This window comes from Thauera aromatica K172 (assembly GCF_003030465.1).
Taxonomy (GTDB): Bacteria; Pseudomonadota; Gammaproteobacteria; order Burkholderiales; family Rhodocyclaceae; genus Thauera; species Thauera aromatica.
Map to the genome: position 1 here is coordinate 1510600 of NZ_CP028339.1, position 26405 is coordinate 1537004.

Annotated in this window: 22 protein-coding genes and 2 pseudogenes; 17 read left to right on the plus strand and 7 right to left on the minus strand. The window is 64.0% G+C overall.

Going from position 1 to position 26405, the window contains the following annotated elements:
* The first annotated feature begins 221 nt into the window (after positions 1–221).
* A complete protein-coding gene (locus Tharo_RS07160) occupies positions 222–1634 on the plus strand; it encodes an aminotransferase-like domain-containing protein (protein ID WP_043742333.1) in 1413 nt (470 codons plus the stop codon).
* On the opposite strand, the gene Tharo_RS07165 is transcribed toward Tharo_RS07160, so the two are convergent.
* Together Tharo_RS07165 and Tharo_RS07170 are read right to left on the minus strand one after the other, a co-directional pair.
* Positions 1629–1937: a hypothetical protein gene (locus Tharo_RS07165; RefSeq protein WP_043742331.1), complete on the minus strand. Its 309-nt coding sequence runs from the start codon at positions 1935–1937 to the stop codon at positions 1629–1631. The genes Tharo_RS07160 and Tharo_RS07165 overlap by 6 nt on opposite strands.
* A gap of 2 nt (positions 1938–1939) precedes the next feature.
* Complete coding sequence (locus Tharo_RS07170) at positions 1940–2545, minus strand: cytochrome c oxidase subunit 3 family protein (RefSeq protein WP_043742329.1); 606 nt, start codon at positions 2543–2545, stop codon at positions 1940–1942.
* 199 nt (positions 2546–2744) lie between these two features.
* Between Tharo_RS07170 and ccoG the strand changes: the two genes are divergently transcribed.
* The 7 genes from ccoG to Tharo_RS07205 are packed head-to-tail and all read left to right on the plus strand — an operon-like array spanning position 2745 to position 10938.
* Complete coding sequence (gene ccoG, locus Tharo_RS07175; RefSeq protein WP_043742327.1) at positions 2745–4142, plus strand: cytochrome c oxidase accessory protein CcoG; 1398 nt, start codon at positions 2745–2747, stop codon at positions 4140–4142.
* 17 nt (positions 4143–4159) lie between these two features.
* The gene (locus Tharo_RS07180) at positions 4160–5830 is read left to right on the plus strand and encodes a nitrite/sulfite reductase (protein WP_043742324.1); all 1671 of its coding nucleotides are present in this window, start codon (positions 4160–4162) and stop codon (positions 5828–5830) included.
* Positions 5814–6365 carry a DUF934 domain-containing protein gene (locus Tharo_RS07185; protein ID WP_043742319.1) on the plus strand — a complete coding sequence of 184 codons (552 nt, stop codon included), beginning with the start codon at positions 5814–5816 and terminating at the stop codon, positions 6363–6365. Before Tharo_RS07180 ends, Tharo_RS07185 begins: the two co-directional genes overlap by 17 nt.
* Before the next feature lie 21 nt (positions 6366–6386).
* Complete coding sequence (locus Tharo_RS07190) at positions 6387–7400, plus strand: DMT family transporter (protein WP_082047691.1); 1014 nt, start codon at positions 6387–6389, stop codon at positions 7398–7400.
* Positions 7397–8524, plus strand: a complete 1128-nt coding sequence (serC, locus tag Tharo_RS07195; protein WP_231570615.1) for a 3-phosphoserine/phosphohydroxythreonine transaminase — start codon at positions 7397–7399, stop codon at positions 8522–8524. The genes Tharo_RS07190 and serC overlap by 4 nt, the downstream gene beginning before the upstream one ends.
* Positions 8525–8558: 34 nt before the next feature.
* Entirely contained in the window at positions 8559–9686 is a 1128-nt protein-coding gene (gene hisC / locus Tharo_RS07200) for a histidinol-phosphate transaminase (RefSeq protein ID WP_043742312.1), read from the plus strand.
* Complete coding sequence (locus Tharo_RS07205; protein ID WP_052484359.1) at positions 9673–10938, plus strand: acetylornithine/succinyldiaminopimelate transaminase; 1266 nt, start codon at positions 9673–9675, stop codon at positions 10936–10938. Before hisC ends, Tharo_RS07205 begins: the two co-directional genes overlap by 14 nt.
* Positions 10939–11080: 142 nt before the next feature.
* Here Tharo_RS07205 and tnpB read toward each other — a convergent pair whose 3' ends face one another.
* Positions 11081–11428 carry an IS66 family insertion sequence element accessory protein TnpB gene (tnpB, locus tag Tharo_RS07215; protein WP_082047690.1) on the minus strand — a complete coding sequence of 116 codons (348 nt, stop codon included), beginning with the start codon at positions 11426–11428 and terminating at the stop codon, positions 11081–11083.
* The gene (locus Tharo_RS07220; protein ID WP_043742309.1) at positions 11371–11751 is read right to left on the minus strand and encodes a transposase; all 381 of its coding nucleotides are present in this window, start codon (positions 11749–11751) and stop codon (positions 11371–11373) included. The genes tnpB and Tharo_RS07220 overlap by 58 nt, the downstream gene beginning before the upstream one ends.
* 287 nt (positions 11752–12038) lie before the next feature.
* Between Tharo_RS07220 and Tharo_RS07225 the strand changes: the two genes are divergently transcribed.
* The 8 genes from Tharo_RS07225 (at position 12039) to Tharo_RS17645 (ending at position 22898) form a co-directional block, all read left to right on the plus strand.
* Positions 12039–13301 (plus strand): MFS transporter, encoded by a 1263-nt coding sequence (locus tag Tharo_RS07225; RefSeq protein WP_043742306.1) that lies wholly within the window; start codon positions 12039–12041, stop codon positions 13299–13301.
* Between the two features lie 27 nt (positions 13302–13328).
* Positions 13329–14984, plus strand: coding sequence for an MFS transporter (locus tag Tharo_RS07230; protein ID WP_043742303.1), 1656 nt, complete (start codon positions 13329–13331; stop codon positions 14982–14984).
* A 63-nt stretch (positions 14985–15047) separates the two neighbouring features.
* On the plus strand, positions 15048–18815 hold the full coding sequence (locus tag Tharo_RS07235) for a nitrate reductase subunit alpha (RefSeq protein ID WP_043742301.1): 3768 nt from the start codon (positions 15048–15050) through the stop codon (positions 18813–18815).
* A gap of 14 nt (positions 18816–18829) precedes the next feature.
* Positions 18830–20353 carry a nitrate reductase subunit beta gene (narH, locus tag Tharo_RS07240; RefSeq protein ID WP_043742298.1) on the plus strand — a complete coding sequence of 508 codons (1524 nt, stop codon included), beginning with the start codon at positions 18830–18832 and terminating at the stop codon, positions 20351–20353.
* 16 nt (positions 20354–20369) lie between these two features.
* A complete protein-coding gene (gene narJ / locus Tharo_RS07245) occupies positions 20370–21041 on the plus strand; it encodes a nitrate reductase molybdenum cofactor assembly chaperone (protein ID WP_052484363.1) in 672 nt (223 codons plus the stop codon).
* Positions 21038–21760: a respiratory nitrate reductase subunit gamma gene (gene narI, locus Tharo_RS07250; RefSeq protein ID WP_107220616.1), complete on the plus strand. Its 723-nt coding sequence runs from the start codon at positions 21038–21040 to the stop codon at positions 21758–21760. The genes narJ and narI overlap by 4 nt, the downstream gene beginning before the upstream one ends.
* Positions 21761–21770: 10 nt before the next feature.
* On the plus strand, positions 21771–22562 hold the full coding sequence (locus tag Tharo_RS07255; protein WP_197068730.1) for a peptidylprolyl isomerase: 792 nt from the start codon (positions 21771–21773) through the stop codon (positions 22560–22562).
* A 126-nt stretch (positions 22563–22688) separates the two neighbouring features.
* A complete protein-coding gene (locus Tharo_RS17645; protein ID WP_170109999.1) occupies positions 22689–22898 on the plus strand; it encodes a hypothetical protein in 210 nt (69 codons plus the stop codon).
* Here Tharo_RS17645 and Tharo_RS07265 read toward each other — a convergent pair.
* Positions 22895–23288 (minus strand): annotated as a pseudogene (locus tag Tharo_RS07265) (IS1595 family transposase); the annotation flags it as partial. The gene Tharo_RS17645 and the pseudogene Tharo_RS07265 sit on opposite strands and share 4 nt — an antisense overlap.
* A 384-nt stretch (positions 23289–23672) precedes the next feature.
* Here Tharo_RS07265 and Tharo_RS07270 point away from each other — a divergent pair.
* Positions 23673–24251: pseudogene (locus Tharo_RS07270) on the plus strand (aminotransferase-like domain-containing protein); the annotation flags it as partial.
* A 149-nt stretch (positions 24252–24400) separates the two neighbouring features.
* On the opposite strand, the gene Tharo_RS07275 reads toward Tharo_RS07270, so the two are convergent.
* Entirely contained in the window at positions 24401–25297 is an 897-nt protein-coding gene (locus tag Tharo_RS07275; protein WP_107220619.1) for a U32 family peptidase, read from the minus strand.
* 82 nt (positions 25298–25379) lie between these two features.
* Entirely contained in the window at positions 25380–26393 is a 1014-nt protein-coding gene (gene ubiU, locus Tharo_RS07280) for a ubiquinone anaerobic biosynthesis protein UbiU (RefSeq protein WP_107220620.1), read from the minus strand.
* Between the last annotated feature and the right edge of the window lie 12 nt (positions 26394–26405).

Sequence of the window (26405 nt, forward strand, 5' to 3'; positions counted from 1 at the left end):
CGCTGCGATTCGGATCCGGCGAGGAGTGTATTTAAGATCAGTTGCTTAGAGAGCGCTGGCGCGATGATGTTCGAGGGCGGAGGCCAGTTTTTCGAGGCGCCCGAATGTTGTCGTTCTACGAGCTCGGGACAGCGGAAACACGTTTGATATAGCGCCTAGAGTGATCGTCAGGAATGATCTGTGCCAAAGCCGCGGGACTATTTGATTGTTACGATGCGAACATGAGCCTCTATCAAGAATTCGCGGATCGAACCGCAAAGCTGATCGCAGATGGTGTGCTGCGTCCGGGAGAACGACTTCCGTCTGTTCGGCAAGCATGTAAAGTGAATGCAATCAGTCCAGTTACGGTTACCAAAGCCTACCATCTGCTGGAGAGCCGTGGCTTGATCGAAGCGAGGCCGAAGTCCGGGTACTTCGTTCGTGCGCGCCTCGGTCACAAGTTGCCTGAACCAGAGATGACCCATCCGGTTGGAGGTTCGACAGCCCTTCAGGTAAGCGATTTCATCTTCCAGATCCTTGATAGTGCGCGAGATCCTTCTATTGTTCCACTCGGTTCGAGTTTTCCTGATTCGCGACTATTCCCACTCGAAAGGCTTGGACGATTCTTGGCAGCGGCTGCACGAAGGCTCGATCCGTTGGCGACGGTCACGGACCTTCCTCCGGGCAATGAGGAGTTACGAAGGCAGCTAGCTCTACGTTACTTGGCGCATGGCGCTTCGGTCTCGCCGCACGAGGTCATCGTGACCTCCGGTGCGATGGAAGGACTCAGCCTTTGCCTCCAAGCCTTGACAAAGCCTGGAGATCTGATCGCTATCGAGTCGCCAACCTTCTATGCAGGGCTGCAGGCAAGTGAACGACTCGGTCTCAAGGTGATCGAGATTCCAAGCCATCCGCGCGAAGGCGTGAGTATCAGCGCGCTTGCAGACGCGCTGCGGCATCATTCGATCAAGGCTTGCCTTTTCATGCTGAATTTTGCGAATCCGACGGGAAGCCGCGTTTCGGATGAGAATAAGAGGGCGCTCGTCGAGTTGCTTCACAAGCACCAAGTTCCGTTGATTGAAGATGACGTCTACGGTGAACTGTACTTCGGGTGTGATACGCCAGTTTCCAGCAAGGCAGTGGATGAGGACGGCCTAGTCCTCCATGTCTCCTCATTTTCGAAGTGCCTCGCGCCGGGTTACCGCGTCGGCTGGGTCGCAGCAGGCCGTTTCGCGAAAGAGGTTCAACGGCAGAAATATTCGACTAGCCTTGCCACAGCGGTGCCCATGCAGATTGCGCTGGCGGCATACCTGAAGCATGGTGGCTTCGACAATCACCTGCGAAAGTTGCGCCGACAGTTGATGACGCAGGAGGCCCGAATCATTGCGGGGGTTGAAGAGCATTTTCCGGTAGGTACACGATTGGCGCGACCGGACGGCGGGTATTTCCTATGGCTCGAATTGCCCAGTCAGGTCGATACTCTACGCTTATACGAAGAGGCCCTGGTGAGTGGTATCAGTATCGCACCGGGGCCGATCTTCTCCGCAAAGCGCGAGTTTTCCAACTATCTGCGGCTCAATTTTGGCCACCCCGCAACCGAGCGCCAGGGGGATGCACTGGCTACGCTAGGCCGTCTGATTAAGCGCCAGCTATAGGCTCGCAAAGCGAGCGAAGCTGTCGCCAAAGAAGGTCGTCAGCACGATCGCGATCGGCGCGAAGGCGATGAAGATGCGCAGCACGTTGCGGATGAAGGGGTGGGCCAGCTCCGCCTCGATGAAATGGCGCGCAACCAGGCTGCCCTTGAACCAGATGATCGCGGCCACGACCAGTTGCACCGCGTGATCGCCGCCGAAGCCTGCGCCGAGTTGCGGACTCACCAGGGTCAGCCCGACCAGGAGCAGCCAGGTCAGGACCAGCGGACGAAGCGACGTGGAGGGTTTGCGTTCGATGTTTTCCATGATCAGGCCAGGACGTAGAAGAAGGGAAAGATGACGAGCCAGATGATGTCGGTCGCGTGCCAATAGCTTGCGAGCGCTTCCAGGCCGCTGTGCTCTTCGGCGGTATAGATCCCGAACGTGTGGCGTGTCAGGACCCAGAGGATGCCGAGGATGCCCCAGAAGGCATGCACCATGTGGGTGAAGGTCAGGTAGTAATAGACGGTGAAGAAGATCCCCGATTCCCCGTCGATGCCGTGGGCGAAGTTCCACTGGATCTCCAGGTACTTCGCCACCGGATAGCCCAGCGCCGCGACCAGCCCCGCGATCAGCCACGCCATCGATTGGCGCCTGCGCCCGGCGCGCAGACTGGTGACCGAACATGCGATGAAGAAGCTGCTCGTCACCATCAGCAGGGTGATGATCACCCCTGCCGTCTGCGACAGCCGCTCCGCCCCGGCGTGAAAGGCCTCCGGAAAGTGCGCACGCGCGACGAAGTACACGATGAACAGCAGCATGAATTCGACGAACTCGCAGCAGATCCCGACCCAGATGCCTTTGTTGCCCGGCACACGGCTGGTACCGGGAGATGCGTCACCTGCCATGGGCAGGCTCATGGTGCTGGCGATCATGGTGTTTCCCTCCTGATTCGATGTCGTCATTGTGAGCGTCCGAAAACGGGAGGGCAGATACAGCCGGGCGGATTGTCGTCCGGTACAGCGCGACCGTCGCATTCAATCTGCACCTGATCTAAATCGTACAATCTGAATCTGCCTCCATCACACCCGTGATGATGTACTTCTGGCCATCTTCAGAGCCGGAGTACGCAACATGCCCCCCCCCGTCAGCAAGGCGCGCGAAGCCCGGCTGGAGTTTTATCGCAAGAAGGGAACGATCCACGCCAAGGCGGTGCAGGGGCGCTACAACAGCCTCCGCTGGGCGATGGTGTGGCTCACGCAGATCGTCTTCTATGGCGCGTGCTGGCTTCCGTGGACAACCGAGACCGGTACGCGGCAGGCGATCCTGTTCGACATCACCCACGAAAGGCTCTACCTCTTCGATCTGGTGCTGTGGCCGCAGGATGCGCTGCTGCTCGCCTTCGTTCTGATCCTGGCGGCGACCGCGCTGTTCTTCGTCACCGCGCTCGCCGGGCGTCTGTTCTGCGGCTTCGCCTGTCCGCAGACGGTCTATACGTCGATCTTCACCTGGATCGAGTCCAAGGTCGAAGGCGACCATCTCGCGCGCTTGAAGCTGGACCAGAGTCCGATGTCGGCGCGCAAGCTCGCGATCAAATCGGTCAAGCACGGCATCTGGGCGCTGGTGGCGGCGTGGACCGCGATCACCTTCGTCGGCTACTTCACCCCGATCCGCGAGCTGCTGCCGACGATCGCCGCCTTCCAGACCGGCCCGTGGGAGGCGTTCTGGCTGCTCTTCTACGCCACCTTCACCTACGTGCAGGCGGGGCTGGCGCGCGAGGCGGTGTGCCAGCACATGTGCCCCTACTCGCGCTTCCAGGGCGTGATGTCCGACCCGACGACGGCCACCGTCAGCTACGACCGCCAGCGTGGCGAGCCACGCGGTGCCTTGCGCCAGGCGAAGCAGACGGGTGATTGCATCGACTGCGGCATCTGCGTGCAGGTGTGCCCGACCGGCATCGACATCCGCGACGGGCTGCAATACCAGTGCATCAACTGTGGCCTGTGCGTGGACGGCTGCGACGAGGTCATGGACAGGATCGGCGCGCCGCGCGGGCTGATCCGCTTCGTGAGCGAGAACGAACTCGCCGGCAAGCCCAGGTCGAAGGGCGTTCGCCTGCGGCCACGGGTGCTCTCCTACGTCGGCCTGCTGCTCGTGTTCATGACCCTGACCGGGTGGACGCTGAGCGAACGCGTGCTGCTGCGCGTCGAGGTGCTCCGCGATCGCGGCGCCCTGCTGCGCGAAACCCCGGAAGGCCGCATCGCGAATGCCTACACCCTGAAGCTGATCAACATGGAAGAGGCGCATCGCCGTTTCCGGATCGGCGTGAGCGGCCTGCCGGGCCTTCGGATCGACGGTCCGACCGAGTTCACCGCCGCGCCCGGCAGCATCCATACGGTCTCGCTCACGGTGTCGTCCCCGACCGCGGACGGGCTCTCGGGCGCGCAGCCGATCGCGTTCGAGACGGTGGCGCTGCACGACGAGGACATCGCCGTGCGCGAGAAGAGCACCTTCATCCTGCCCACCCCCTGAGCCCGCCGAGGAACCCCATGTACCGCTACAACGAAACCGACCAACGCCTCGTGGACGACCGGGTCCGGCAGTTCCGCGACCAGATGCAGCGCTATCTCGATGGCCGCCTGAGCGAAGACGATTTTCGTCCGCTGCGCCTGCAGAACGGGCTGTACGTGCAGCGTCATGCGCCCATGCTGCGGGTGGCGATCCCGTACGGCACGATGTCGAGCCGGCAGCTGCGCACCCTGGCCCACATCGCGCGCACCTGGGACCGCGGCTACGGGCACTTCACGACCCGCAGCAACATCCAGTTCAACTGGGTGCGGCTTGCCGACGTACCCGACATCCTCGCCCTGCTCGCCACCGTACAGATGCATGCGATCCAGACCTCCGGCAACTGCATCCGCAACATCACGACCGATCAGTTCGCCGGGGTTGCCCAAGACGAAGTCCTGGATCCGCGGCCCTACTGCGAGATCGTCCGTCAGTGGTCGGCGCTGGCGCCCGAGTTCCTGTTCCTGCCGCGCAAGTTCAAGATCGCCATCGTCGGCGGTGCGGAAGACCGCGCCGCGGTGCGCTTCCATGACATCGGCGCGCGGGCGCGGCGCAACGAACAAGGCGAGCCGGGCTTCGAAGTCTTCGTCGGCGGCGGCCTCGGGCGCACGCCGATGGTGGGGCACTGCATCAAGTCCTTCCTGCCGCGCGCCGAGTTGCTGAACTACTTCGAGGCCATCCTGCGGGTCTATAACCGCCATGGACGGCGCGACAACAAGTACAAGGCGCGCATCAAGATCCTGGTCAAGGACCTGACGCTGGGAGGCTTCGCCCGCGAGGTGGACGCGGAGTGGAGCCATGCACGCGGTGGCGGCAACCTGCTCGCGGAGGCGGCCTGCGAACGGATGGAAGCCTACTTCGCGCCACCCGAGTATGCGGATGTCCGGGTGGACGACCCGGTCTTCGTTGTCGCGCGCGCAGCGAGCCGCCCGTTCGCGCGCTGGGTCGAGCGCAACGTAGCTGCGCACCGCCATCCGGGTTACGGCATCGTGACCCTGTCGCTGAAGAAGACCGGCGTGCCGCCCGGCGACGCGACGGCCGACCAGATGGACCTGATCGCCGATCTGGCCGACCGCTTCAGCGGCGGCGAGATCCGGGTCAGCCACGAGCAGAACCTGATCCTGCCCAACGTCGCCCGGCGCGACCTGCATGCCCTGTGGGAGCTCGCCCGTGCGTGCGGGCTCGCGACGCCGAACATCGGGCTGCTGACCGACGTCGTCTGTTGTCCGGGCGGTGATTTCTGTTCGCTGGCGAATGCGAAATCGTTGCCGGTGGCGGCAGCGATCCAGCAGCGCTTCGACGATCTGGATTACCTGTTCGACCTGGGGCCGGTGGAGTTGAACATCTCCGGATGCGTCAATGCCTGCGGCCATCACCACATCGGCCACATCGGCATTCTCGGCGTCGATAAGAACAACGAGGAGTGGTACCAGGTGACCCTCGGCGGCAGTGAAGGCAATCGTGCCCGGCTCGGCCGGGTCATCGGCCCCTCGTTTGCTGCGAGCGAGATTCCGGAGGTCATCGCCAGACTCCTGCACACCTATGTCGGCGAGCGGCACGACGGCGAAGGCTTCATCGACACCGTCGAGCGCATCGGACTCGATCCCTTCAAGGCCGCCGTCTATGGAGAACGTCATGAAGCCGCTCATTAGGGATGGTCGCATCGTCGATGACGACTGGGTCGTGCTGGACGGGGACGACGGACAAGCGCCCGATCTGGCGCCGTCGGGGGCCAGGCAGATCGTGCCGATCGCCCTCTACCGGGCGCACGCCGATGCGCTGCGTCACCTGGGACACCGCATCGGTATCGCACTCGGCCCGGAAGATGATCCCGAGGTAGTGCTGCCCTACATGGCGCACGTCAGCCTCATTGCGATCCGCTTCCCGAACTTCACCGATGGCCGCGGCTACTCGACCGCGCGCCTGCTCAGAAGCCGCTTCGGCTATGCGGGTGAACTGCGCGCCATCGGCGATGTGCTGCGCGACCAGTTGTATTTCTTGCACCGCTGCGGGTTCGATGCGTTCGCGCTGCGGCCGGATCAGGACCCCGACGATGCGCTGGGCGCGTTCGGCGACTACACCTGGCGCCCGGTTTTCGGCGCCGCGGCGGCGGCGCAGCCCGGATCACCGCGCGAGGACGGCGGGGAACCGCCGCGCGCCGCGTCCGTGCCGGACGCGCTGCCATGACGCCGCACGCCGGAGACTGAAATGACCGAGCACGCCACCGGACTGCCGGACACCGCCAAGGGGCTGCTGGCGGCACTGGTCGTCGTCATCTGCTGGTCGGGGTTCAACATCGTGTCCCGCTTCGGCAGCACGGCGAGCTTCACGCCCTTCGACCTCGCCGCGCTGCGCTATGGCGTATCGGGCGCGCTGACCCTGCCCTTCTTCCTGAAATACGTCCCGCTGCGCGAATGGCCGCGCCATGCGGCGCTCGCCCTGTTCGGCGGGCTCGGCTACGGTCTGTTCGTCTATTCCGGCTTCGCCTTCGCCCCGGCCGCGCATGCGGGCGTGTTCGTCAATGGCGGCATTCCGTTCTGGACGGTGATCATGGTCGCCGCGCTCGCGGGCTTCCACATCGCGCGCCAGACCGTGCTCGCGCTGGTCCTGTCGAGCGCCGGCCTGGTCCTGATCGGCTTCCAGAGCCTGTTCACCGCCGCCGCGCCGGGGACCTGGATCGGGGATGCGCTCTTCCTCGCCGCAGCCCTGTGCTGGGCGCTGTTCGGTCTGCTGATGCGCCATTGGCGGATCCGGCCCCAGCACGGCATCCTCGGCATCGCCAGCTTCTCGCTGGTGCTGTACATGCCGATCTATCTGCTGTGGCTGCCGGGCGACATCGCGCAGGCGGGCTGGGGGGAGATCGGACTGCAGGCGGTCTACCAGGGCATCGTCGCCGCGTTGCTCGCCGCCGGCATGTACAGCTACGCCAACCAGAAGATCGGCGCCTGCCAGGCGTCGATGATGCTCGCCCTCGTGCCCGCCTTCACCGCCGCCGGCGGCGTCCTGATCCTCGGCGAGACACTGGGACTCACGACGATGCTCGGCATCGTGGTCGTGTCGCTGGGCGCCGTGCTCGGCGCGCTGCCGTCCGGCACCCTCGCACGCCTGCGTCCCTTCCGCGGCGGCCGGGCACGCGAGGGCGCCCCCTCCTCCGCCGGCACGGCGCCGTGCCTGCCCGACGACCGGGCGGCGGGCGCCGACACACAGTCGTGCGGCAAATGACGACGATGATTTCTTCGACCGAGGAGCACGACATGGGCTCGAACGAGCGTGCATTCAACTTCAGCGCCGGCCCGGGGGCCTTGCCCGAGGAAGTGTTGCGCCAGGCGCGCGACGAACTCCTGAACCGGGGCGGCTGCGGGGTATCGGTCGCCGAGATGAGCCACCGCGGCGAACACTTCATCGCGATCGCGGAACAGGCCGAGCGCGACCTGCGGGACCTGCTGGCGATCCCCGCCGACCATGCAGTCCTCTTCCTGCAGGGCGGCGGCTCGCAGCAGTTCGCCCAGGTGCCGCTCAACCTGCTGCCGGAAGGCGGGTGCGCGGACTACATCGACACCGGCTTCTGGTCGGTTCGGGCCATCGAGGAGGCGCGCCGGTATGGGCGGATCAACATCGCCGCAAGTTCGCACGATGACGGCTATCGCCATATTCCGCGCCAGGCCCGCTGGCGGCTGTCGGCATCGTCAGCGTATGTGCATTACACCGCCAACGAGACCATCGACGGTCTGGAGTTCGACTGGATTCCCGAGGTGGGCGACACGCCGCTGGTCGCCGACTTCTCGGCGAACATCCTGTCGCGCCCGCTCGACGTCTCGCGTTTCGCCCTGATCTACGCCGGCGCGCAGAAGAATATCGGCCCCAGCGGGCTGGCCGTCGTCATCGTGCGCAAGGATCTGCTGGGGCGCGCCCGTCGATGCTGTCCGACGATGCTGGACTACCGGATCGCGGCGGGGCACGGCTCGATGTACAACACGCCGCCGACCTTCGCCTGGTACCTGGCGGGCCTGATTTTCCGCTGGCTGAAGGCGCAAGGCGGACTGACGGCGATCGCCGAGATCAATCGGCGCAAGCAGAAGCGCCTGTACGACACGATCGATGCCAGCGGGCTGTACGTGAATCGGGTCGAAGCGAAGGATCGCTCGTGGATGAACGTCCCCTTCCGCCTCGTCGACGACCGTCTGGACGAGGCCTTCCTCGCCGGCGCCGAGGTGCGCGGTCTGCTCTACCTGAAAGGCCACCGCGCGACCGGCGGCATGCGCGCTTCGCTCTACAACGCCGTCAGCGAGGCGGCGGTCGATGCGCTGGTCGCCTACATGACCGAATTCGAACGGGAACGGGGCTGATCGCATGCGCCCCACGGACAATGGAGGACAACCGATGAGCGATCACATTCATACGCTGGCCCTGCCGCGGATACGGGCGCTGTCGCCTTACGTGCCCGGCAAGCCGGTCGACGAACTCGCGCGCGAGCTCGGGCTCGACCCGGCCGACATCGTCAAGCTGGCCAGCAACGAGAACCCGATGGGGCCGAATCCGCGGGTCCTCGAGGCGATCCGGAGCGCCGCCCGGCACCTGACCCGCTACCCGGACGGCAACGGCTTCGCGCTCAAGGCCAGACTTGGCGAGCGCTTCGGCATCGATGCGGCGCAGATCACCCTGGGCAACGGGTCCAACGACATCATCGTGATGGTGGCGGACGCCTTCCTCGCCGAGGGGCGCAACGCTGTGTTCAGCCAGTACGGCTTCGCCGCCTATCCGCTGGCGACCCAGGCGTCGGGCGCCGAATGCCGCGAGGTCGCCGCCAGGGCGTGGGGCAACGATCTGGAAGGCATGCTGGCGGCCATCGACGGCGATACCCGGGTGTTGTTCATCGCGAATCCGAACAACCCGACCGGCACCTGGGTCGACCGCCCGAACCTGGAGCGATTTCTCGCCTGCGTGCCGCGCCACGTGCTGGTCGTCCTCGACGAGGCCTATCTCGAATATGCGGACGATGCCGACCTGCCCGACGGCCTCGACCATGTCGCCCGCCACCCCAACCTGCTGGTGTCGCGCAGCCTGTGCAAGGCCTACGGCTTGGCGGGGTTGCGCGTCGGATACGCGGTGTCGTCCCCCGCGGTGGCCGACCTGCTCAACCGCGTCCGGCAACCCTTCAACGTCAACAGCCTGGCGCTCGCGGGCGCCTGCGCGGCGCTGGACGACGATGCCTATCTGGAGGCCGGCCGCCGGGTGAATCGACTCGGTCTGGCCCAGTTGCAGGCGGGGCTGGACGAACTCGGGCTGTGCTGGATCCCGACGCGGGCGAATTTCGTCACCGTCGACCTGGGGATGCCGGCCCAGCCGGTCTACCAGTCCCTGCTGCGCCAGGGCGTGATCGTCCGCCCCCTGGACGGCTACGGGCTGCCCTGCCACCTGCGGATCTCGGTGGGGCTCGAACACGAGAACCGCCGCTTCCTCGACGCCCTCGCGACCGCCATCAAGGAGGCTGCCCATGTCGCACACTGAATCCGTCGGGCGTACCGACTTCGACCGCCTGATGATCCCCTGCTACGCGCCGGACGGTTTCATCCCGGTACGCGGTGAGGGCTCGCGCGTTTGGGATCAGCACGGACGCGAGCTGATCGACTTCGCCGGCGGCATCGCCGTCAATGCGCTCGGACACGCGCATCCGTCCCTGGTGCGGGCCCTGGTCGAGCAGGCCGGCAAGCTGTGGCACGTCTCGAACCTGTATACCAACGAGCCGGCCTTGCGCCTGGCATCGAAACTGGTCGCGGCGACGTTCGCCGAGCGTGTGTTCTTCGCCAACTCCGGCGCCGAGGCGAACGAGGCCGCGTTCAAGCTGGCGCGGCGCCATGGCCTCGAGACGGCGGGCGCGCACAAGCACGAGATCGTCGCCGCCCTCGACAGCTTTCACGGCCGCACGCTGTTTACCGTCAGCGTCGCCGGCCAGCCGAAATACTCGGCTGGCTTCGGCCCGCCGATCGGCGGCATCCGCCACGTCCGCTTCAACGACATCGGCGCGCTGGAGGCGGCCGTTTCCGCCAATACCTGCGCGATCGTGCTCGAGCCGGTGCTGGGCGAGAGCGGCGTGCTGCCGGCCGAGCGCGCCTATCTCGAGCGGGCGCGCGAGCTGTGCGACGAGCATGGCGCGCTGCTGGTGTTCGACGAGGTCCAGACGGGCATGGGCCGCGTCGGTGAATTGTTCGCCTATCAGCGCTACGGCGTGACGCCGGACGTCCTGACCAGTGCCAAGGCGCTCGGTGGCGGCTTTCCCATTGCGGCGATGCTGACCCGCGCCGATCTGGCCGGCCATCTGGGGGTCGGCAGCCATGGCAGCACCTACGGCGGCAACCCACTCGCCTGTGCGGTCGCCGAGGCGGTGCTGGACATCATCGCCACCCCGGCCGTACTCGCCGGCGTCAGGGAGCGCCATGAGCGGTTCAGCACCGAGCTGCGGCGCATCGGTGCGCAGACCGGCCTGTTCGAGCAGGTGCGCGGGCTGGGCCTGCTGCTCGGCGGCGTCCTCGGCGAGGCCTGGAAGGGCCGCGCACGCGACGTCATGCGGACATGCGAAGAGGAAGGGTTGATGGTGCTCCAGGCCGGACCCGATGTGATCCGGCTGGCCCCCAGCCTGGTCATCGATGCTGCGGACATCGACGAAGGCATGCGCAGACTCGAGCGTGCCGCGCGCCGGCTGAGGGACGAAGCGGGCCGGGCCTGCGATCCCGACACCGTACTGATCACGGGAGTGGCCTGACACGGACGGCCTCGATGCGGTGCTGCTGGGGCGGATCCAGTCCGAATTGATGCCGGCATGGTCTCGCAGGCCAACCTCCAGGTGCTCGCCAAGGGCGGCGGCAAGTCCCTGAAGGCCATGCCGATGCGCCGTGGCGACTCGATCACCGAAGCAGTCCGAGCACCAGCGCGTCGAACTGCACCCGGGTGAGTACGACACCGCCTTGGCCCCCGGCCCATTGACACCGGCCCTGGTTCAAGCGCCGGCATGCCGGCCACACCCCGAAGCTGTCGTGGACCAGCACCTTCAAGCGCGTGCCGCGCCGATTACTGAAGAGGTAGGCGTGGTGGGGCTGTGCTTGGCCGAACACGCGCATCACCTGCGCGAGCAGCGTGTCCATGCCCGCGCGCATGTCCAAGGGCGCCACCGACAGCCACAGCGCCTCGATGCGGATCATGCGAGCCACTCGCGCAGCCATGCACCACAGGCGTCGGCGGCCTGGAGCGGCCATTCGAGCTTGACGCGGGCGTTGCCGCGTTGCGCTGCGACGCGGATCACCGACGCCTCGACTCCGGGGGCGACCTGTACCGCGACAAAGCCCGGCTCGGCCAACGCATTGAGTCCTACGCCGACCGGCGTGCGCCGGCTCGGCGGCACGATGCCGCGCTCGCGCATCCAGCGATGCACCTGGTTGGCGTTCAGGCCGTTGGCCAGGGCCACGCCAGCCACCGAGACACCCGGCTCACGATAGGCCGAGACCACCGACCGCTTGAATGCTTCGCTATGCGTGCGCCGACTCCGGCGCGGGATAACCACATCCATCGTGTCCACCATCGAAAACTAGTGGACACCATCTTCGATGGGCTACGGAACACCGCTCAGCGCCCGCTTACGGATCTATGCGGCATAGCTCGTATCTGTGCTTATAGAAAATCGACTTCGCTGCATCTGTTGTGTGGTCGATGCGGATGGTCCAATCCTCATCCATTGAAGCGAAGCCAGAAGAGGGATTTGCGACTCCGCAGATGACGGAACGCGATCCATGTGGGGTATGGGCTACAAGCTGTCTCCTTCTGCGTGCATCACATATTTCGAGTGCATGACGACCGGAATCGATCAGGATGGCTACTCGCAAGTTTCAGCAGATGTCCGTGCTCATCATGAGCACCACCGCATTCACCGTCTGTTTTGCCGTGTGGATGCTGTTCGCGGTGATCGGCATCCCGATCAAGGAAGTCCTCGCCCTCAACGAGACCCAGTTCGGCCTGCTGGCGGCCACGCCGGTCCTGACCGGCTCGCTGATCCGTCTGCCGCTCGGCATGCTCACCGACAAGTTCGGCGGCCGCATCGTCTTCTTCGTGCTGATGCTCTGCACCGTGCTGCCGATCTGGCTGATCGGTCACGCCACCGAATACTGGCAGTTCCTCGTCGCGGGCTTGTTCGTCGGCTTCGCGGGCGGCTCCTTCTCAGTGGGTATCGCCTACTGTGCGCGCTGGTTCGAGCGCCAAAACCAGGGCTTCGCGATGGGGGTGTTCGGTGCCGGCAACTCGGGCGCCGCGGTCACCAAGTTCGTCGCGCCCACGCTGGTGGTCATGTTCGGATGGCAGATGGTGCCGCAGGTCTATGCGGTGGCAATGCTGATCACCGCGGTCGCGTTCTGGTTCTTCACCTACGACGACCCCGAGCACCGGGTGCACTCCTCGGTGACCTTCCGCGACCAGCTGCGCGTACTCAAGGATCCGCGCGTGTGGAAGTACTGCCAGTACTACTCGATCGTGTTCGGCGGCTACGTCGGCCTGTCGCTGTGGCTCACCAAGTACTACGTCAACGAGTTCGGCATGGGCATCCAGGCGGCGGCGCTGCTCGCTGCCTGCTTCTCCCTGCCCGGCGGCGTGCTGCGCGCGGTGGGCGGCTGGCTGTCCGACCGCTACGGCGCGCACAAGGTCACCTGGTGGGTGATGTGGGCGTCGTGGATCTGCCTGTTCCTGCTCTCCTATCCGAACACCGACTTCACCGTGCAGACGGTCGAGGGGCCGCGCACCTTCAGCATCCACCTCAACGTGTGGGTGTTCACGATTCTGCTCTTCATCGTCGGCATCGCCTTCGCCTTCGGCAAGGCCTCGGTGTTCAAGTACATCTCCAACGAGTTCCCCAAGGAGATCGGCGCGGTCTCCGGCATCGTCGGCCTGGTGGGCGGCATGGGCGGCTTCCTGCTGCCGATCATGTTCGGCGCCCTGGTCGACCTCACCGGCGTGCGCTCGAGCGCCTTCATGCTGCTCTACGGCGTGACCTGGGTTTCCCTGATCTGGATGTACCTGACGGAAGTCCGTCGTGTCGACATGTTCGACGGTCACGACACCGCGGTCGACTCGTCCAAGGCCTGATTCGCAAGACAACGAGGGGTGGGTTTCATGCAAGCAAGCAATGTCGCGGCGCCGAGCCCGGCGATCACCAGCAGCGTCGACCTCGTCGATTGGCGCCCCGAGGACGAGGCCTTCTGGAAGGAGAAGGGCTCCCGGATCGCCAACCGCAACCTGTGGATCTCCATCCCCAGCCTGTTGTGCGGCTTCGCCGTGTGGCTGATGTGGGGGATCATCACGGTGCAGATGGCCAACGCGGGCTTCCCCTTCGCCCCCGACCAGCTCTTCTCGCTGGCAGCGATCGCCGGCCTGTCGGGCGCCACCACGCGCATCCCGGCCTCCTTCTTCATCCGCATCTGCGGCGGCCGCAACACGGTGTGGCTGACCACCGCGCTGCTGATGATCCCCGCCGTGGGCACCGGCATCGCGCTGCAGAGCCTCGACACGCCGCTGTGGGTGTTCCAGCTCATGGCGCTGCTGTCCGGTATCGGCGGCGGCAACTTCGCCTGCTCGATGGCCAACATCTCGACCTTCTTCCCGAAGCGCCTGCAGGGCACCGCGCTCGGCCTCAACGCCGGCCTGGGCAACTTCGGCGTGACCACCTCGCAGCTGCTGATCCCGGCGGTGATGACCATGGGCGTGTTCGGCGCGCTCGGCGGCGACGCGATCCCGCTGGTCAAGGATTCGGCCACGCTGATCGGCAAGATCGCCGCGGGCACGCCGACCTGGGTGCAGAACGCCGGCTTCGTCTGGCTGCTGCTGCTGGTGCCGCTCGCGGTCGTGGGCTGGTTCGGCATGAACAACCTGCTCACCGTGTCGCCGAACATCGGCTCCACCGCCGCGGCGCTGGGCAAGATCATCCTGTTCTACGGCATCGCCCTGGTGGTCTCGGCGATCGGCCTCTACCTCTACCTGCCGAGCGGCGTCGGCGTGCTCGCGGGCAGCGGGATGTGGATCATGCTGCCGCTGGTCATCCTCGGCACGCTCTACGGCATGAAGTTCGCCGCCAGCGGCGAGATGAAGACCAATCTCGACAAGCAGTTCGCGATCTTCCGCAACAAGCACACCTGGTCGATGACCGCGCTCTACGTGGTGACCTTCGGCTCCTTCATCGGCTTCTCGATGGCGCTGCCGCTGTCGATCACGGTGATCTTCGGCAACACCCACGTGCTCGATCCCGCCACCCAGGCCTGGGTGCATGCGAAGAACCCGAACGCACCGTCCGCGCTGATGTTCGCCTGGATCGGCCCCTTCGTCGGCGCGCTGATCCGACCGGTGGGCGGCTGGATCTCGGACAAGCTGGGCGGCTCGATCGTCACCCAGTGGATCTCGATCGTGCTCGTGATCGCCTCCGCGGTGACCGGCTACGTGATGTTCCTCGCCTACCACTCGGCGACGCCCGAAGAGTATTTCTTCGTGTTCATGGCGCTGTTCGTGCTGCTGTTCGCCGCCTCGGGCATCGGCAACGGCTCGACCTTCCGCACCGTCGGCTTCGTGTTCGACAAGGACGAGCGCGGCCCCGTGCTCGGCTGGACCTCGGCGGTGGCGGCCTACGGCTCCTTCATCGCTCCGGTGGTGATCGGCGGCCAGATCAAGGCCGGCACGCCCGAGTACGCGATGTACGGTTTCGCAGTGTTCTACGCCCTGTGCGTGGTCCTCAACTGGTGGTTCTACCTGCGCAAGGATGCTTACGTCAGGAACCCTTGAGGGGCAGACCCGAAGGGTTCTTGCATCCGATTGAACTAAATGTAACAAGTAAGGAGCGGCAACATGAGTCACTTCCTCGATCGACTGAAGTATTTCTCGAATCCCAAGGAAACATTCGCCAACAAGCACGGCCTTGTCACCGGGGAGGACCGCACTTGGGAAGATGCGTACCGTAACCGTTGGGCCCATGACAAGATTGTGCGTTCTACACACGGCGTTAACTGTACCGGTTCCTGCTCCTGGAAGATCTACGTCAAGGGCGGTCTGGTTACCTGGGAAACCCAACAGACCGACTATCCGCGCACCCGCCCAGACATGCCCAACCACGAGCCGAGGGGGTGCCCGCGTGGTGCGAGCTATAGCTGGTATCTGTATAGCGCGAACCGCGTCAAGTATCCGCTTGTGCGCGGTCGGCTGCTCGAGCTGTGGCGTAGCGCAAGGGCCGCTGCGCGCGACCCGGTGGAGGCGTGGGCTAGTATCGTCGAGATCGACGAGCACCGTCGTGCCTACCAACAGCGGCGTGGCTTGGGTGGCTTTGCCCGTTCGAACTGGGAGGAGGTCAATGAACTGATCGCTGCAGCCAATATCTACACGATCAAGAAATACGGGCCGGACCGAGTAGTCGGCTTCTCTCCGATTCCGGCGATGTCGATGGTCAGCTATGCCGCCGGTAGCCGATACCTGAATCTGATTGGCGGCGTTCCCCTTAGCTTTTACGACTGGTATTGCGACCTTCCGCCGTCCAGCCCGCAGGTCTGGGGCGAGCAGACCGACGTGCCCGAGTCGGCGGATTGGTACAACGCCAATTACATCATTGCATGGGGGTCGAACGTACCCCAAACCCGGACACCGGACGCCCACTTCTTGACCGAGGTTCGCTACAAGGGCACCAAGACGGTCGCGGTGACTCCGGATTATTCGGAAGTCGCCAAGCTCTGCGATCTCTGGCTTCACCCGAAGCAGGGTACCGATGCGGCGGTGGCCATGGCGATGTGTCATGTCATCCTGAAGGAGTACTACGTCGAAAAGCGCAGTGCCTACTTCGACGACTATGTGCGCCGCTACACCGACATGCCGCTACTCGTGACCCTGCGCAAGCAGATTCTCGCGGACGGCAAGGAAGTCATGGTGCCGGACCGCTACCTCCGTGCCTCTGACTTCGCGGACAAGCTGGGTGCAAGCAACAACCCCGAGTGGAAAACCGTCGCCTTCGACGACAAGGGCGAGATCGTCCTGCCCAACGGCTCGATCGGCTTCCGCTGGGGAAAGCCTGACCGTGACGACGCCGGCAGGTGGAATCTGGAGACGAAGGACGCGCGTAACGGTGGCGATGCAAAGCTGCGCCTTTCGCTGCTCGAAGACGGCGGAAAGCCCGAGATTGCCGCGGTGGGATTCCCCTACTTCGGGGGGGTCGAGAACGAGCACTTCGCCAACAATCCACTGAAGGATGTATTGGTCAATGCAGTCCCGGTCAAGCGCCTGCAAACCGAAGAGGGTGAGGCGCTGGTCGCGACGGTCTTCGATCTGCTCTTGGCCCAGCACGGGGTCGCACGCGGTCTCGAGGGCGAGCAAGCTGCGCGCAGCTACGATGACAACACTGCCTATACACCCGCCTGGCAGGAGCGCATCACGGGCGTTCCCCGTGGCAACGTCATCGCGGTTGCGCGTCAGTTCGCCGACACCGCCGATAAGACGCAGGGCCGGTCGATGGTGATCATCGGGTCCGGCTTGAACCACTGGTTCCACAGTGACATGAGCTACCGCGGCATCATCAACATGACGATGCTATGCGGCTGCATCGGCAAGAGCGGTGGCGGTTGGGCTCACTACGTAGGGCAGGAAAAGCTGCGCCCGCAGATTGGTTGGACCGTCCTTGCCTTTGCCCTCGACTGGATCCGCCCGCCGCGCCAGCAAAATGCCACCAGTTTCTTCTATGCGCATACCGACCAGTGGCGCTATGAGCGACTCGGTGTAGACGAGGTGCTGTCGCCGCTAGCCGATCGTGGTGAGTGGGGCGGGAGCATGATCGACTACAACGTTCGTGCCGAGCGCATGGGCTGGCTACCGTCGGCGCCGCAACTCGAGATCAACCCCTTGCAGATCGTGCGCGACGCCCAAGTGGCGGGCATGGAGCCGAAGGACTACGCGGTTCGGGGGCTCAAGGATGGTTCTCTGAAGATGAGTTGCACCGATCCGGACAACCCAGCCAACTGGCCGCGCAACATGTTCGTCTGGCGCTCCAACCTGCTCGGATCGAGCGGCAAGGGGCATGAGTATTTCGTCAAGCACCTGCTCGGCACTACTCATGGTGTGCTGGGCAAGGATCTGGGCAGGAACGAGGCCAAGCCGACGGAAGTCGTCTGGCATGAGACGGCGCCTGAGGGAAAGCTCGATCTGCTGGTCACACTCGACTTCCGCCTCAGCACGACTTGCCTGTATTCCGACATCGTGCTGCCTACGGCGACGTGGTATGAGAAGAACGATATCAACACCAGCGACATGCACCCGTTCATCCATCCATTGTCCGCTGCGGTGGAGCCGGCCTGGCAATCGAAGAGTGACTGGGACATCTACAAGGGACTGGCGAAGGCCTTCAGTGCGATCGTGCCGGGCCACCTCGGTGTGGAAAAGGACCTTGTTCTGACGCCTCTGATGCACGATACGCCGGCAGAGCTTGCACAGGCGACCGGTGTCAAGGAGTGGGCCAAGGGCGAATGTGAATTGATCCCGGGCGTCACCGCTCCCGCCATTACCGTAGTCGAATACGACTACCCCAACTTGTACAAACGCTTCACGTCGCTTGGTCCGCTCATGGACAAGCTGGGTAACGGCGGCAAGGGTATCGCCTGGAACACCGAAGCCGAGGTCGAGCAACTCGGTGCACTCAACGGTCGGGTGAGCGAGGAAGGGGCAACCCAAGGGCGCCCGCGGATCGAAAGCGACATCGACGCCACCGAGGTGATCCTCATGCTCGCCCCCGAAACCAACGGGCATGTGGCCGTCAAGGCCTGGCAGGCGCTGGGCAGGGCCACCGGTCGGGAGCATGCACATCTGGCCCTTCCGCGCGAGGACGAGAAGATCCGCTACCGGGACATTCAGGCCCAGCCCCGCAAGATCATCAGCTCGCCAACTTGGAGCGGCCTCGAGAGCGAGCATGTGTCTTACAACTCCGGCTACACGAACGTGCATGAGTTGATCCCTTGGCGAACCCTGACCGGCCGCCAGCAGTTCTATCTCGATCATCCGTGGATGCACGCGTTCGGCGAGGCGTTGTGCTGCTATCGCCCGCCGGTGAACCTGAAGACGACGACGGATCTGCACAACAAGCGGCCGAACGGGAACACCGAGATCCTGCTCAACTTCATAACGCCGCATCAGAAGTGGGGCATACATTCAACATATACAGACAATCTGATCATGCTCACGCTGAGCCGCGGTGGACCGATTGTCTGGATCAGCGAGGAGGATGCCGGGCGGGCAGGCATCGAGGACAACGATTGGGTCGAGCTGTTCAATCTCAATGGTGCCATTGCCGCGCGGGCAGTCGTCAGCCAGCGGATCAAGACCGGGACGGTGTTCATGTACCACGCCCAGGAAAAAATCGTGAATACCCCTGGCGCGGAGACGACTGGTACGCGAGGAGGTATCCACAACTCGGTTACCCGCATAGTGCTCAAACCCACCCACATGATCGGGGGCTATGCGCAATTCTCCTACGGTTTCAACTACTACGGCACCGTCGGTACCAACCGTGACGAATTCGTCATCGTCCGCAAGATGGACAAGGTCGATTGGCTCGACGGCGAAGTGGCTGCTACTGAAAACGCTTAAGGACGCCTGCACAAATGAAGATTCGCGCTCAAATCGGCATGGTGCTCAACCTCGACAAGTGCATTGGTTGCCACACCTGCTCAGTAACCTGCAAGAACGTGTGGACCAGCCGAGCCGGCATGGAATACGCGTGGTTCAACAACGTCGAGAGCAAGCCCGGCATCGGTTATCCCAAGGAGTGGGAAAACCAGGACAAGTGGAACGGCGGCTGGCTGCGCAAGGCCGACGGTTCGATCGAGCCTCGACAGGGCGGCAAGTGGAAGATCCTGATGCGGATCTTCTCCAATCCGAACCTGCCCTCCATCGACGACTACTACGAGCCTTTCACCTTCGACTATGCACACCTGCAATCTGCGCCGGAGAGCAAGGCGGCTCCGGTCGCACGTCCCCGCAGTCTGATCACCGGCGAGCGTATGCAAAAGATCGAATGGGGCCCGAACTGGGAGGAGATTCTGGGCGGTGAGTTCAGCAAGCGCTCGAAGGACAAGAACTTCGACCATATCCAGAAGGAGATCTACGGCCAGTTCGAACACACCTTCATGATGTACCTGCCGCGCTTGTGCGAGCACTGCCTCAACCCCGCCTGTGTAGCGAGTTGCCCGTCGGGCTCGATCTACAAGCGCGAGGAAGACGGTATTGTATTGATCGACCAGGACAAGTGCCGCGGCTGGCGCATGTGCGTGTCCGCCTGCCCATATAAGAAAATCTACTACAACTGGAAGAGCGGCAAGGCCGAGAAGTGCATCTTTTGCTATCCGCGCATCGAAGCCGGTCAGCCCACGGTTTGCTCGGAAACATGCGTCGGTCGTATCCGCTACCTCGGAGTTTTGCTTTACGATGCAGACCGCATAGAGGAGGCCGCCAGCGTCCAGCATGATCGGGATCTGTATAGAGCACAGCTCGGCATTTTCCTCAATCCGGACGACCCGAAAGTGATCGAGCAGGCGCGTGCCGACGGCATCCCCGAGAGCTGGCTTGAGGCCGCGCGCAAAAGCCCGGTGTACAAGATGGCGGTGGACTGGAAGGTCGCACTTCCGCTGCACCCGGAGTACCGCACCCTGCCCATGGTGTGGTACGTGCCGCCGCTTTCGCCGATCACCGGTGCCGCCAACGCGGGACAGATCGGCATCAACGGCGAACTGCCCGACGTGAATCAATTGCGCATTCCAGTCAAATATCTCGCGAATCTGCTCACCGCGGGCGATACCGCACCGGTGGTCACCGCACTTGAGCGCATGCTTGCGATGCGCGCCTTTCAGCGTGCCCGGCATGTCGATCAACGCGAGGACCTTGCTCCACTCAAGCAGGTCGGGATGACGATGGCCGAGGCTGAGGAGATGTACCGGATCATGGCCATTGCCAACTACGAGGATCGCTTTGTGATCCCGAGCAGCCATCGTGAATATGCCGAGAACGCGTTCGATATGCGTGGAGGATGTGGCTTCAGCTTCGGTAACGGATGCTCGGATGGCGCGAGTGACATTAGCCTGTTCGGCGCGTCTAGGAAGCGAACCATTCCGATCAAGCTGGGGGTTTGAGATGCAAGAGCGGACCATGAAGGGAACCTTGCTTGTACTCGCCCGCCTACTCGATTACCCCGCGCCCGAGTTGCGTCGCAATATGCCCGAGCTGCACCGGGTCCTTCGACGTGAAAACGCCTTGAGTGCGTCTCGGCAAGCTGAGCTCGAAGTACTCATGGACGTGTTGCTGGAGATGGACACGATCAGTGCCGAAACAGCCTATGTTGACCTTTTCGATCGCGGGCGCCGAACGTCACTTCATCTTTTTGAGCATGTCCATGGCGATTCCAGGGAGCGAGGACCGGCAATGCTTGACCTCAGGCAGACTTACGAAGAAGCCGGCCTCGAGTTCATGAGCGGCGAACTGCCTGACTTTCTGCCTGCAGTGCTCGAGTTCGTGTCTTCCCAGCCTCGATGTGAGGCAAGCGCATTCCTCGGCGAGATCTCCCACATCGTGAACGCACTGTTCGTGGCGCTCATGGAACGTGGCAGTGCCTATGCGTATGTTATGGGGGCGCTGCTCGATCTTGCTGGTGAGGAGCCACGCCCCTTGGCGCTCGCACCTGAGCCCACCCTTGACGAGAGTTGGGCAGAGCCGGAGCCCTTCGCCGGCTGCTCGACGCACGGCCAGTCAGCGCCGGAACAGCCAGTGACTCTCCATTTCGTACCCAAGGGCACATCCATCAACTCTGGAGCCGAAAAATGAACTCCTTCCAGAATTTTCTCTTCGGTATCTATCCCTACATCTGCCTTACCGTGTTCCTTCTCGGTAGCCTGATCCGCTTTGACAGGGATCAGTACACTTGGAAAAGCGAATCCTCGCAACTCTTACGACCCGGTGAACTAAGGCTCGGTAGCAATTTGTTCCATGTTGGCATCCTGTTTCTTTTCTTTGGGCACCTCATTGGCATCCTGACGCCACATGCCGTATACGAGCCTTTCATCAGTGCAGGAACCAAACAGCTGCTCGCCATGGTAAGTGGCGGAGTCGCGGGGCTGGCCGGCATCTTCGGCTTGACGATCCTGCTGCGTCGGCGTCTGACCGATCCGCGCATCCGCAAGAACTCCAAAGCGAGTGACCTCGTCGTGCTGTGGATGCTGTGGGCACAGTTTGCGCTTGGCCTGGCCACGATTCCCTTGTCGGCGCAGCACCTTGACGGCAGCGTGATGATCAAGCTTGCCGAGTGGGGACAACATATTGTGACCTTTCGTAGTGGTGCAGCGGAATCGCTTGAAGGCGTGGGTTTCATCTTCAAGGCCCACCTGTTTATCGGCATGAGCATTTTCCTGTTATTCCCCTTCACGCGATTGGTTCACGTCTGGAGCGGCTTTGCCTCGCTTACCTATTTAGCGCGCCCGTTTCAACTGGTGCGTAGCCGCCGTCTGACCCTTCCGACCGGCCACAATGAGCCGGGTCGTTCTTGAGGGGAGAGGCATGGATAAGGGATGCGAAGTGCTTGTCGAGGTGCCCGCGCAAATCAATGGAGCTGCGCTGCATCGCCCCGGTGAGAAAGTGCCCGTCGAGGAGTTGCGTCAGCGGGCTTGTACCGAATTGCTGCGCCAGGCAGCGCAGCGCGATGGGTTTTTGGCGGCGGACGACCCTGCCGGCCCGGATGGCGTGATCAGCGAAGCTGCCTCACAGGCGATCGAGGTGTGGCTCGAGCGCGAGATACAGTTGCCCGAACTCTCGGAAGAGGCGCTGCGGCGCCATTTCGAGGCTCACAAGGCACGCTTCGCGATTGGGGAGAGAGTGTGTCTGCGCCACATCCTCTTTGCAGTAACGGCAGGCGTGGACGTAGCCACGATGCGCGAGCGTGCCGAGCAGGCGCTCCTCGATGTACGTTGCCACGACGGTACGAACGGAGGGAGCTTTGCCGCGCGAGCGCGCGAGCTATCCAACTGCCCAAGCGGCGCGCAGGGTGGGGATCTCGGGATGCTGACTGCGGATGATGTTGCACCGGAATTGGCACGCGAGCTCTTTGGCCGGGCGGAAGTCGGAGTTCTGCCACGGCTGGTACATAGCCGCTTCGGCCTGCACGTGGTCGAAGTACTCGAGCGCATCCCGGGGATCCAGCCCGGCTTCGAATCGGTGCGTGCTGCGGTTGCAAACTCCATGCAGCGTGCGACCTACGTGACGGCCCTCCGCCATTTGCTCCTCCGACTCGCCAACCAATCCGACGTCTACGGCGTCGACCTGGATGACACAGCTATACCACTGGTCCAGTGAAGTGAAAAGTTATAACCGGATCGCTTCTTCAAAATTCAAGAAGATGAAACGGCCATGATGGCAATACATGACTAGTGCATTCGCGGAGACGCTCTGCGACGGACCACGACAAATCGGAGAATACGCATGACCAAGTTTTCCTTCCTGATCGCCGCTGCGGCGTCCGTTTTGCTGGCTGCCTGTGGCAACTCCGGTAGCGGCACTCCCGCGGCGCCGGCCAAGGCCCCCGCGGCTCCGGCAGCGGCTGCGGCCCCCGCTGCGCCGGCCGCGGCCGCGCCCGCCGCCGCTCCGGCCGGTGCCGGGGGCGAGGGCACCTACAAGAAGGTTCTTGATTAGCAATGAATCTCAGCCATACGAATCAAGCGCTGGGGCTGCGGGGCGCAGGTGGCCGCAGCCACGAGCAGTCGCGTGTGCAGGGAGCGCAGATCGAATCGGCGGTTGAATCGATAGGTTAAACGCAGCCAGGTATCGAGCGGCATATTTTCGGAAGTCGAATGCATGGTAACTCCCGCTCAAGCTGGTCTTGAGATTGCCGAGCACGGTGTTGATCCACTTGAACTCGGGCAAGTCCTTGGGCTTTCGCCGGCCGACGACGGTCGGCTGATGCATGCAGCCTGCCGTGGTTACCGCAGCGAAGCAGGCCAGCCCATCGGAGAACACGGTGCTGCCCGGGGCCAGATGCGTCTTCGCCCACTGGCCGATCGCGTTCAGGCTGAAACCGCTGACTGAGCACGGTCACCCACCACGATGGGAAACAGGGTGTTTTTGGTCATTCTGGGTGATGTTCCAGGCCTGAAGTCCCTCATCTTCGATGACCAAGAGTTTTCCAAAGACATCAATGAGTTAACGACTCAGTTCGGGCACGGTTTGTGCTTTACGTATTGGCGCGCGCTGCGTGCAGAGTCAGCCCTTCTGCCTGGCGACAACTCGCCCGGAACGTAGGCGTTGTCAAGGCTGCGGGCGTAGCTCGCACCCGAAGGGCATGGCCTTGACAACGCCGGAGTGCAGGGCAAGCTCGCGTTCAAGCAGAAGGGCGGAGCGGCGTTCAAGCGGCTGTTCGCCATCACGGAGTGTGATCATCGCAACATCAAATTCGGTGATCACACTCAGCCGCTGATCGAAGACGACGTCTACGCCGAACTGTACTTCGGCCGCGAGGCGCCGCTGTGCACCAAGGCGGAAGACCCGGCGGGTCTGGTGATGCACGTCTCGTCGTTCTCGAAATGCCTGGCGCCCGGCTACCGCCTTGGCTGGGTCGCTGCCGGGCGCTACGCGAGCCGGGTCCAGCGCCTGAAGCTGTCGACCAGTCTGGCGACCACGGTGCCGGTGCAGATCGCCGTGGCCGAGTATCTGAAGCAAGGCGCCTACGACAAACACCTGCGCCAGCTGCGGCGCAGGCTGGCCGCGCAGGAAGCGCAATTCGTGGATGCCGTTGAGCGCCATTTCCCCGCCGGCACGCGGCTGGCGCGACCGCAGGGCGGCTATTTCCTGTGGGTTGAATTACCAGCGCGGATCGATACCCTGGCGCTGCATCGGCGCGCCCTGGACAAGGGTATCAGCATTGCTCCGGGGCCGATTTTTTCGGCCAAACGCGAGTTCGATCATCACCTTCGGCTCAACTTCGGACACCCCGGAACCGATCGTCAGCGTGCGGCGATCACGCTCCTGGGGCAGATGCTCGCCATGTAGTGGTTGCGGCGCAGGGCTATGCCGCTCCCGATGAGTGGCCCTTACCTGGGCTGACCGAGGCGCCGGCCTGCTGAATGCTGTCGTGGTGCTTCCGCGGTCGGGCTCGCGTCAGGTGCAGCTTGCGCGTGCGACCGGAGTCGTTGGTGCCCCTAATCGTTTGCGTACTGCTCGACGCCGGCGCGGCCGTGCCAGAAGCCGTTGCAGGGCTCGGCGACCATCCACGCGCGGCTGGCGGCGAGGGCCTCGGCTGGGGTCGTGGCGCCGTCGAGCGCGGCGCGAAAGAGCGCGACCACCTGGGCGGTGTCGGCACCCTGCGGGCTGATGCGCAGCACTTCGCCGTGCTCGCGTACCGCGGCCAGGTCGCCGAGCAGGTTGTGCACCCGCGCCGACTGTGTCTGGACGCCGTTCAGGGTCAGGAAAGGCTCGCCTTCGCGGGTGCGCAGGGTGATACCGTCCAGGATCGACAGGCAGCGGAACTCGCAGGTGTCCTTCTGCAGGTTGAAATGGCGGGCGGTGAAGCAGCGCGCCGAGTGCGCCAGCGGCAGGCGGCCGTAGGCGAAGATTTCGGTCTCGATCGGCGCGGCGAGGCCGGCGCGCAGCTCGGCGAGGGTGGTGGCGGAGAGCTCGGGGGCCACCGCCCAGCGGGTGGCGCCGGTGTCGGCCAGGAGCTGCAGGGTGTGCGGGTTGAAGACGTTCAGGGTCGGGCCGGCGATCCAGTTTGCCACCCCGGCTTCGGCGAGCAGGCGTACCGAGCCCATGTCGTTGGCTTCGACGCGGAAATCGGTCTGGCGCACGATGCGGCGCAGCGCCTTGAGGTCGGATTCGGATTCGATCAGGCTCTGGGTGCTGATCACCACTTCCTTGCCTGCGGCGGCGAGCATGTGGCCGACTTCGAACCAGTCGTCGAGGCGCAGCTCATGGCGGCGCGAGCATACGGTTTCGCCCAGATAGACGCTGTCGACCGGGCTGTCGGCGAGGCCGGCGTAGAAATCGAGCACGCTCTGGCGCGGCCAGTAGTAGAGCAGGGGGCCGAGGGCGAGTTTCATCGTTGGGGTCTCGTTCGATCGGGGTTGTACGGCAGGTGGGCGGCGTGTGCCGGAGCCCCGCGCCGCGGGGTGCGGCGCGGCCTCACTTCCAGGGGCGGTAATAGGCGCCCAGGGTGTGGGCCTGGCCTTCCGAGACCTTGTTCAGTTCGGCCATCCACGCCGGCAGCACGGTGAACGATTCGGGCGCCGCGCGCAGCTTGTCGAGCGCGGCGCGCCAGACCTTGGTGACCTGGGTGACGTAGGCCGGGCTGCGCTGGCGGCCTTCGATCTTGATCGCGCGGATGCCGATGCGGGCGAGTTCGGGGAGCAGCTCGAGGGTGTTGAGGCTGGTCGGCTCCTCGAGCGCGTAGTAGGTCTCGTCGTTGACTTCGAAGCGGCCCTTGCACAGCGTCGGGTAGCCGGCACGTTCACCTTCGGCGAAGCGGTCGATGAGGATGCCGTTGAGGCGCGTTTCCATGCCCTGCGGGGTGTCTTCCCAGCGCACGTGCTTGCCCGGCGAGCAGGCGCCGTTGCAGTTGGGCGATTCTCCGGTGGCGTAGGCCGACAGCGCGCAGCGGCCTTCGACCATCACGCACAGGCCGCCGAAGCCGAACACTTCGATTTCCACCGGCGAGTGGGCGATGACGTTCTCGACCTGGGCCATCGACAGCACCCGCGGCAGCACTGCGCGCTGGATGCCGAAGCGCTCGTGGTAGAAGTTGATCGCCTCGTAGCTGGTGGCCGAGCCCTGCACCGACAGGTGCAGGCGCAGATCCGGGTGGGTCTTGGCAGCGTAGGCCATCAGCCCGGGATCGGCGAGGATCAGGGCGTCGAGGCCGAATTCTGCGGCACGGTCGATGGCGGCGGTCCAGCTCGACCAGTTGCCGGCCTGCGGGTAGGTATTGAGCGCGAGCAGCACTTTGCGGCCGCGGGCGTGGGCGTAGGCGATGCCTTCGCGCATCTGCGCCGGATCGAAGTTCAAACCGGTGAAGTTGCGCGCGTTGGTGGCGTCCTTGAAGCCGAGATAGACGCAATCGGCGCCGTGGTCGATGGCGGCCTTGAGGGCCGGCAGGCTGCCGGCGGGGCAGACGAGCTCGATCGGGGTGTGGGCAGTCATGAGGTGCGGGTT

Bases quoted from the DNA above. Each gene is read 5' to 3' on its own strand.
- Tharo_RS07220 (WP_043742309.1), bottom strand. From the start codon at position 11,751: ATGGTGGACACGATGGATGTGGTTATCCCGCGCCGGAGTCGGCGCACG.
- ubiU (WP_107220620.1), bottom strand. From the start codon at position 26,393: ATGACTGCCCACACCCCGATCGAGCTCGTCTGCCCCGCCGGCAGCCTG.
- tnpB (WP_082047690.1), bottom strand. From the start codon at position 11,428: ATGGCCGCTCCAGGCCGCCGACGCCTGTGGTGCATGGCTGCGCGAGTG.
- Tharo_RS07225 (WP_043742306.1), top strand. From the start codon at position 12,039: ATGGCTACTCGCAAGTTTCAGCAGATGTCCGTGCTCATCATGAGCACC.
- Tharo_RS07165 (WP_043742331.1), bottom strand. From the start codon at position 1,937: ATGGAAAACATCGAACGCAAACCCTCCACGTCGCTTCGTCCGCTGGTC.
- Tharo_RS07170 (WP_043742329.1), bottom strand. From the start codon at position 2,545: ATGATCGCCAGCACCATGAGCCTGCCCATGGCAGGTGACGCATCTCCC.
- ccoG (WP_043742327.1), top strand. From the start codon at position 2,745: ATGCCCCCCCCCGTCAGCAAGGCGCGCGAAGCCCGGCTGGAGTTTTAT.
- Tharo_RS07255 (WP_197068730.1), top strand. From the start codon at position 21,771: ATGGATAAGGGATGCGAAGTGCTTGTCGAGGTGCCCGCGCAAATCAAT.
- hisC (WP_043742312.1), top strand. From the start codon at position 8,559: ATGAGCGATCACATTCATACGCTGGCCCTGCCGCGGATACGGGCGCTG.
- narJ (WP_052484363.1), top strand. From the start codon at position 20,370: ATGAAGGGAACCTTGCTTGTACTCGCCCGCCTACTCGATTACCCCGCG.
- Tharo_RS07160 (WP_043742333.1), top strand. From the start codon at position 222: ATGAGCCTCTATCAAGAATTCGCGGATCGAACCGCAAAGCTGATCGCA.
- Tharo_RS07230 (WP_043742303.1), top strand. From the start codon at position 13,329: ATGCAAGCAAGCAATGTCGCGGCGCCGAGCCCGGCGATCACCAGCAGC.
- Tharo_RS07190 (WP_082047691.1), top strand. From the start codon at position 6,387: ATGACCGAGCACGCCACCGGACTGCCGGACACCGCCAAGGGGCTGCTG.
- narH (WP_043742298.1), top strand. From the start codon at position 18,830: ATGAAGATTCGCGCTCAAATCGGCATGGTGCTCAACCTCGACAAGTGC.
- serC (WP_231570615.1), top strand. From the start codon at position 7,397: ATGACGACGATGATTTCTTCGACCGAGGAGCACGACATGGGCTCGAAC.
- Tharo_RS07235 (WP_043742301.1), top strand. From the start codon at position 15,048: ATGAGTCACTTCCTCGATCGACTGAAGTATTTCTCGAATCCCAAGGAA.
- Tharo_RS07180 (WP_043742324.1), top strand. From the start codon at position 4,160: ATGTACCGCTACAACGAAACCGACCAACGCCTCGTGGACGACCGGGTC.
- Tharo_RS07185 (WP_043742319.1), top strand. From the start codon at position 5,814: ATGAAGCCGCTCATTAGGGATGGTCGCATCGTCGATGACGACTGGGTC.
- Tharo_RS07275 (WP_107220619.1), bottom strand. From the start codon at position 25,297: ATGAAACTCGCCCTCGGCCCCCTGCTCTACTACTGGCCGCGCCAGAGC.
- Tharo_RS07205 (WP_052484359.1), top strand. From the start codon at position 9,673: ATGTCGCACACTGAATCCGTCGGGCGTACCGACTTCGACCGCCTGATG.
- Tharo_RS17645 (WP_170109999.1), top strand. From the start codon at position 22,689: ATGACCAAGTTTTCCTTCCTGATCGCCGCTGCGGCGTCCGTTTTGCTG.
- narI (WP_107220616.1), top strand. From the start codon at position 21,038: ATGAACTCCTTCCAGAATTTTCTCTTCGGTATCTATCCCTACATCTGC.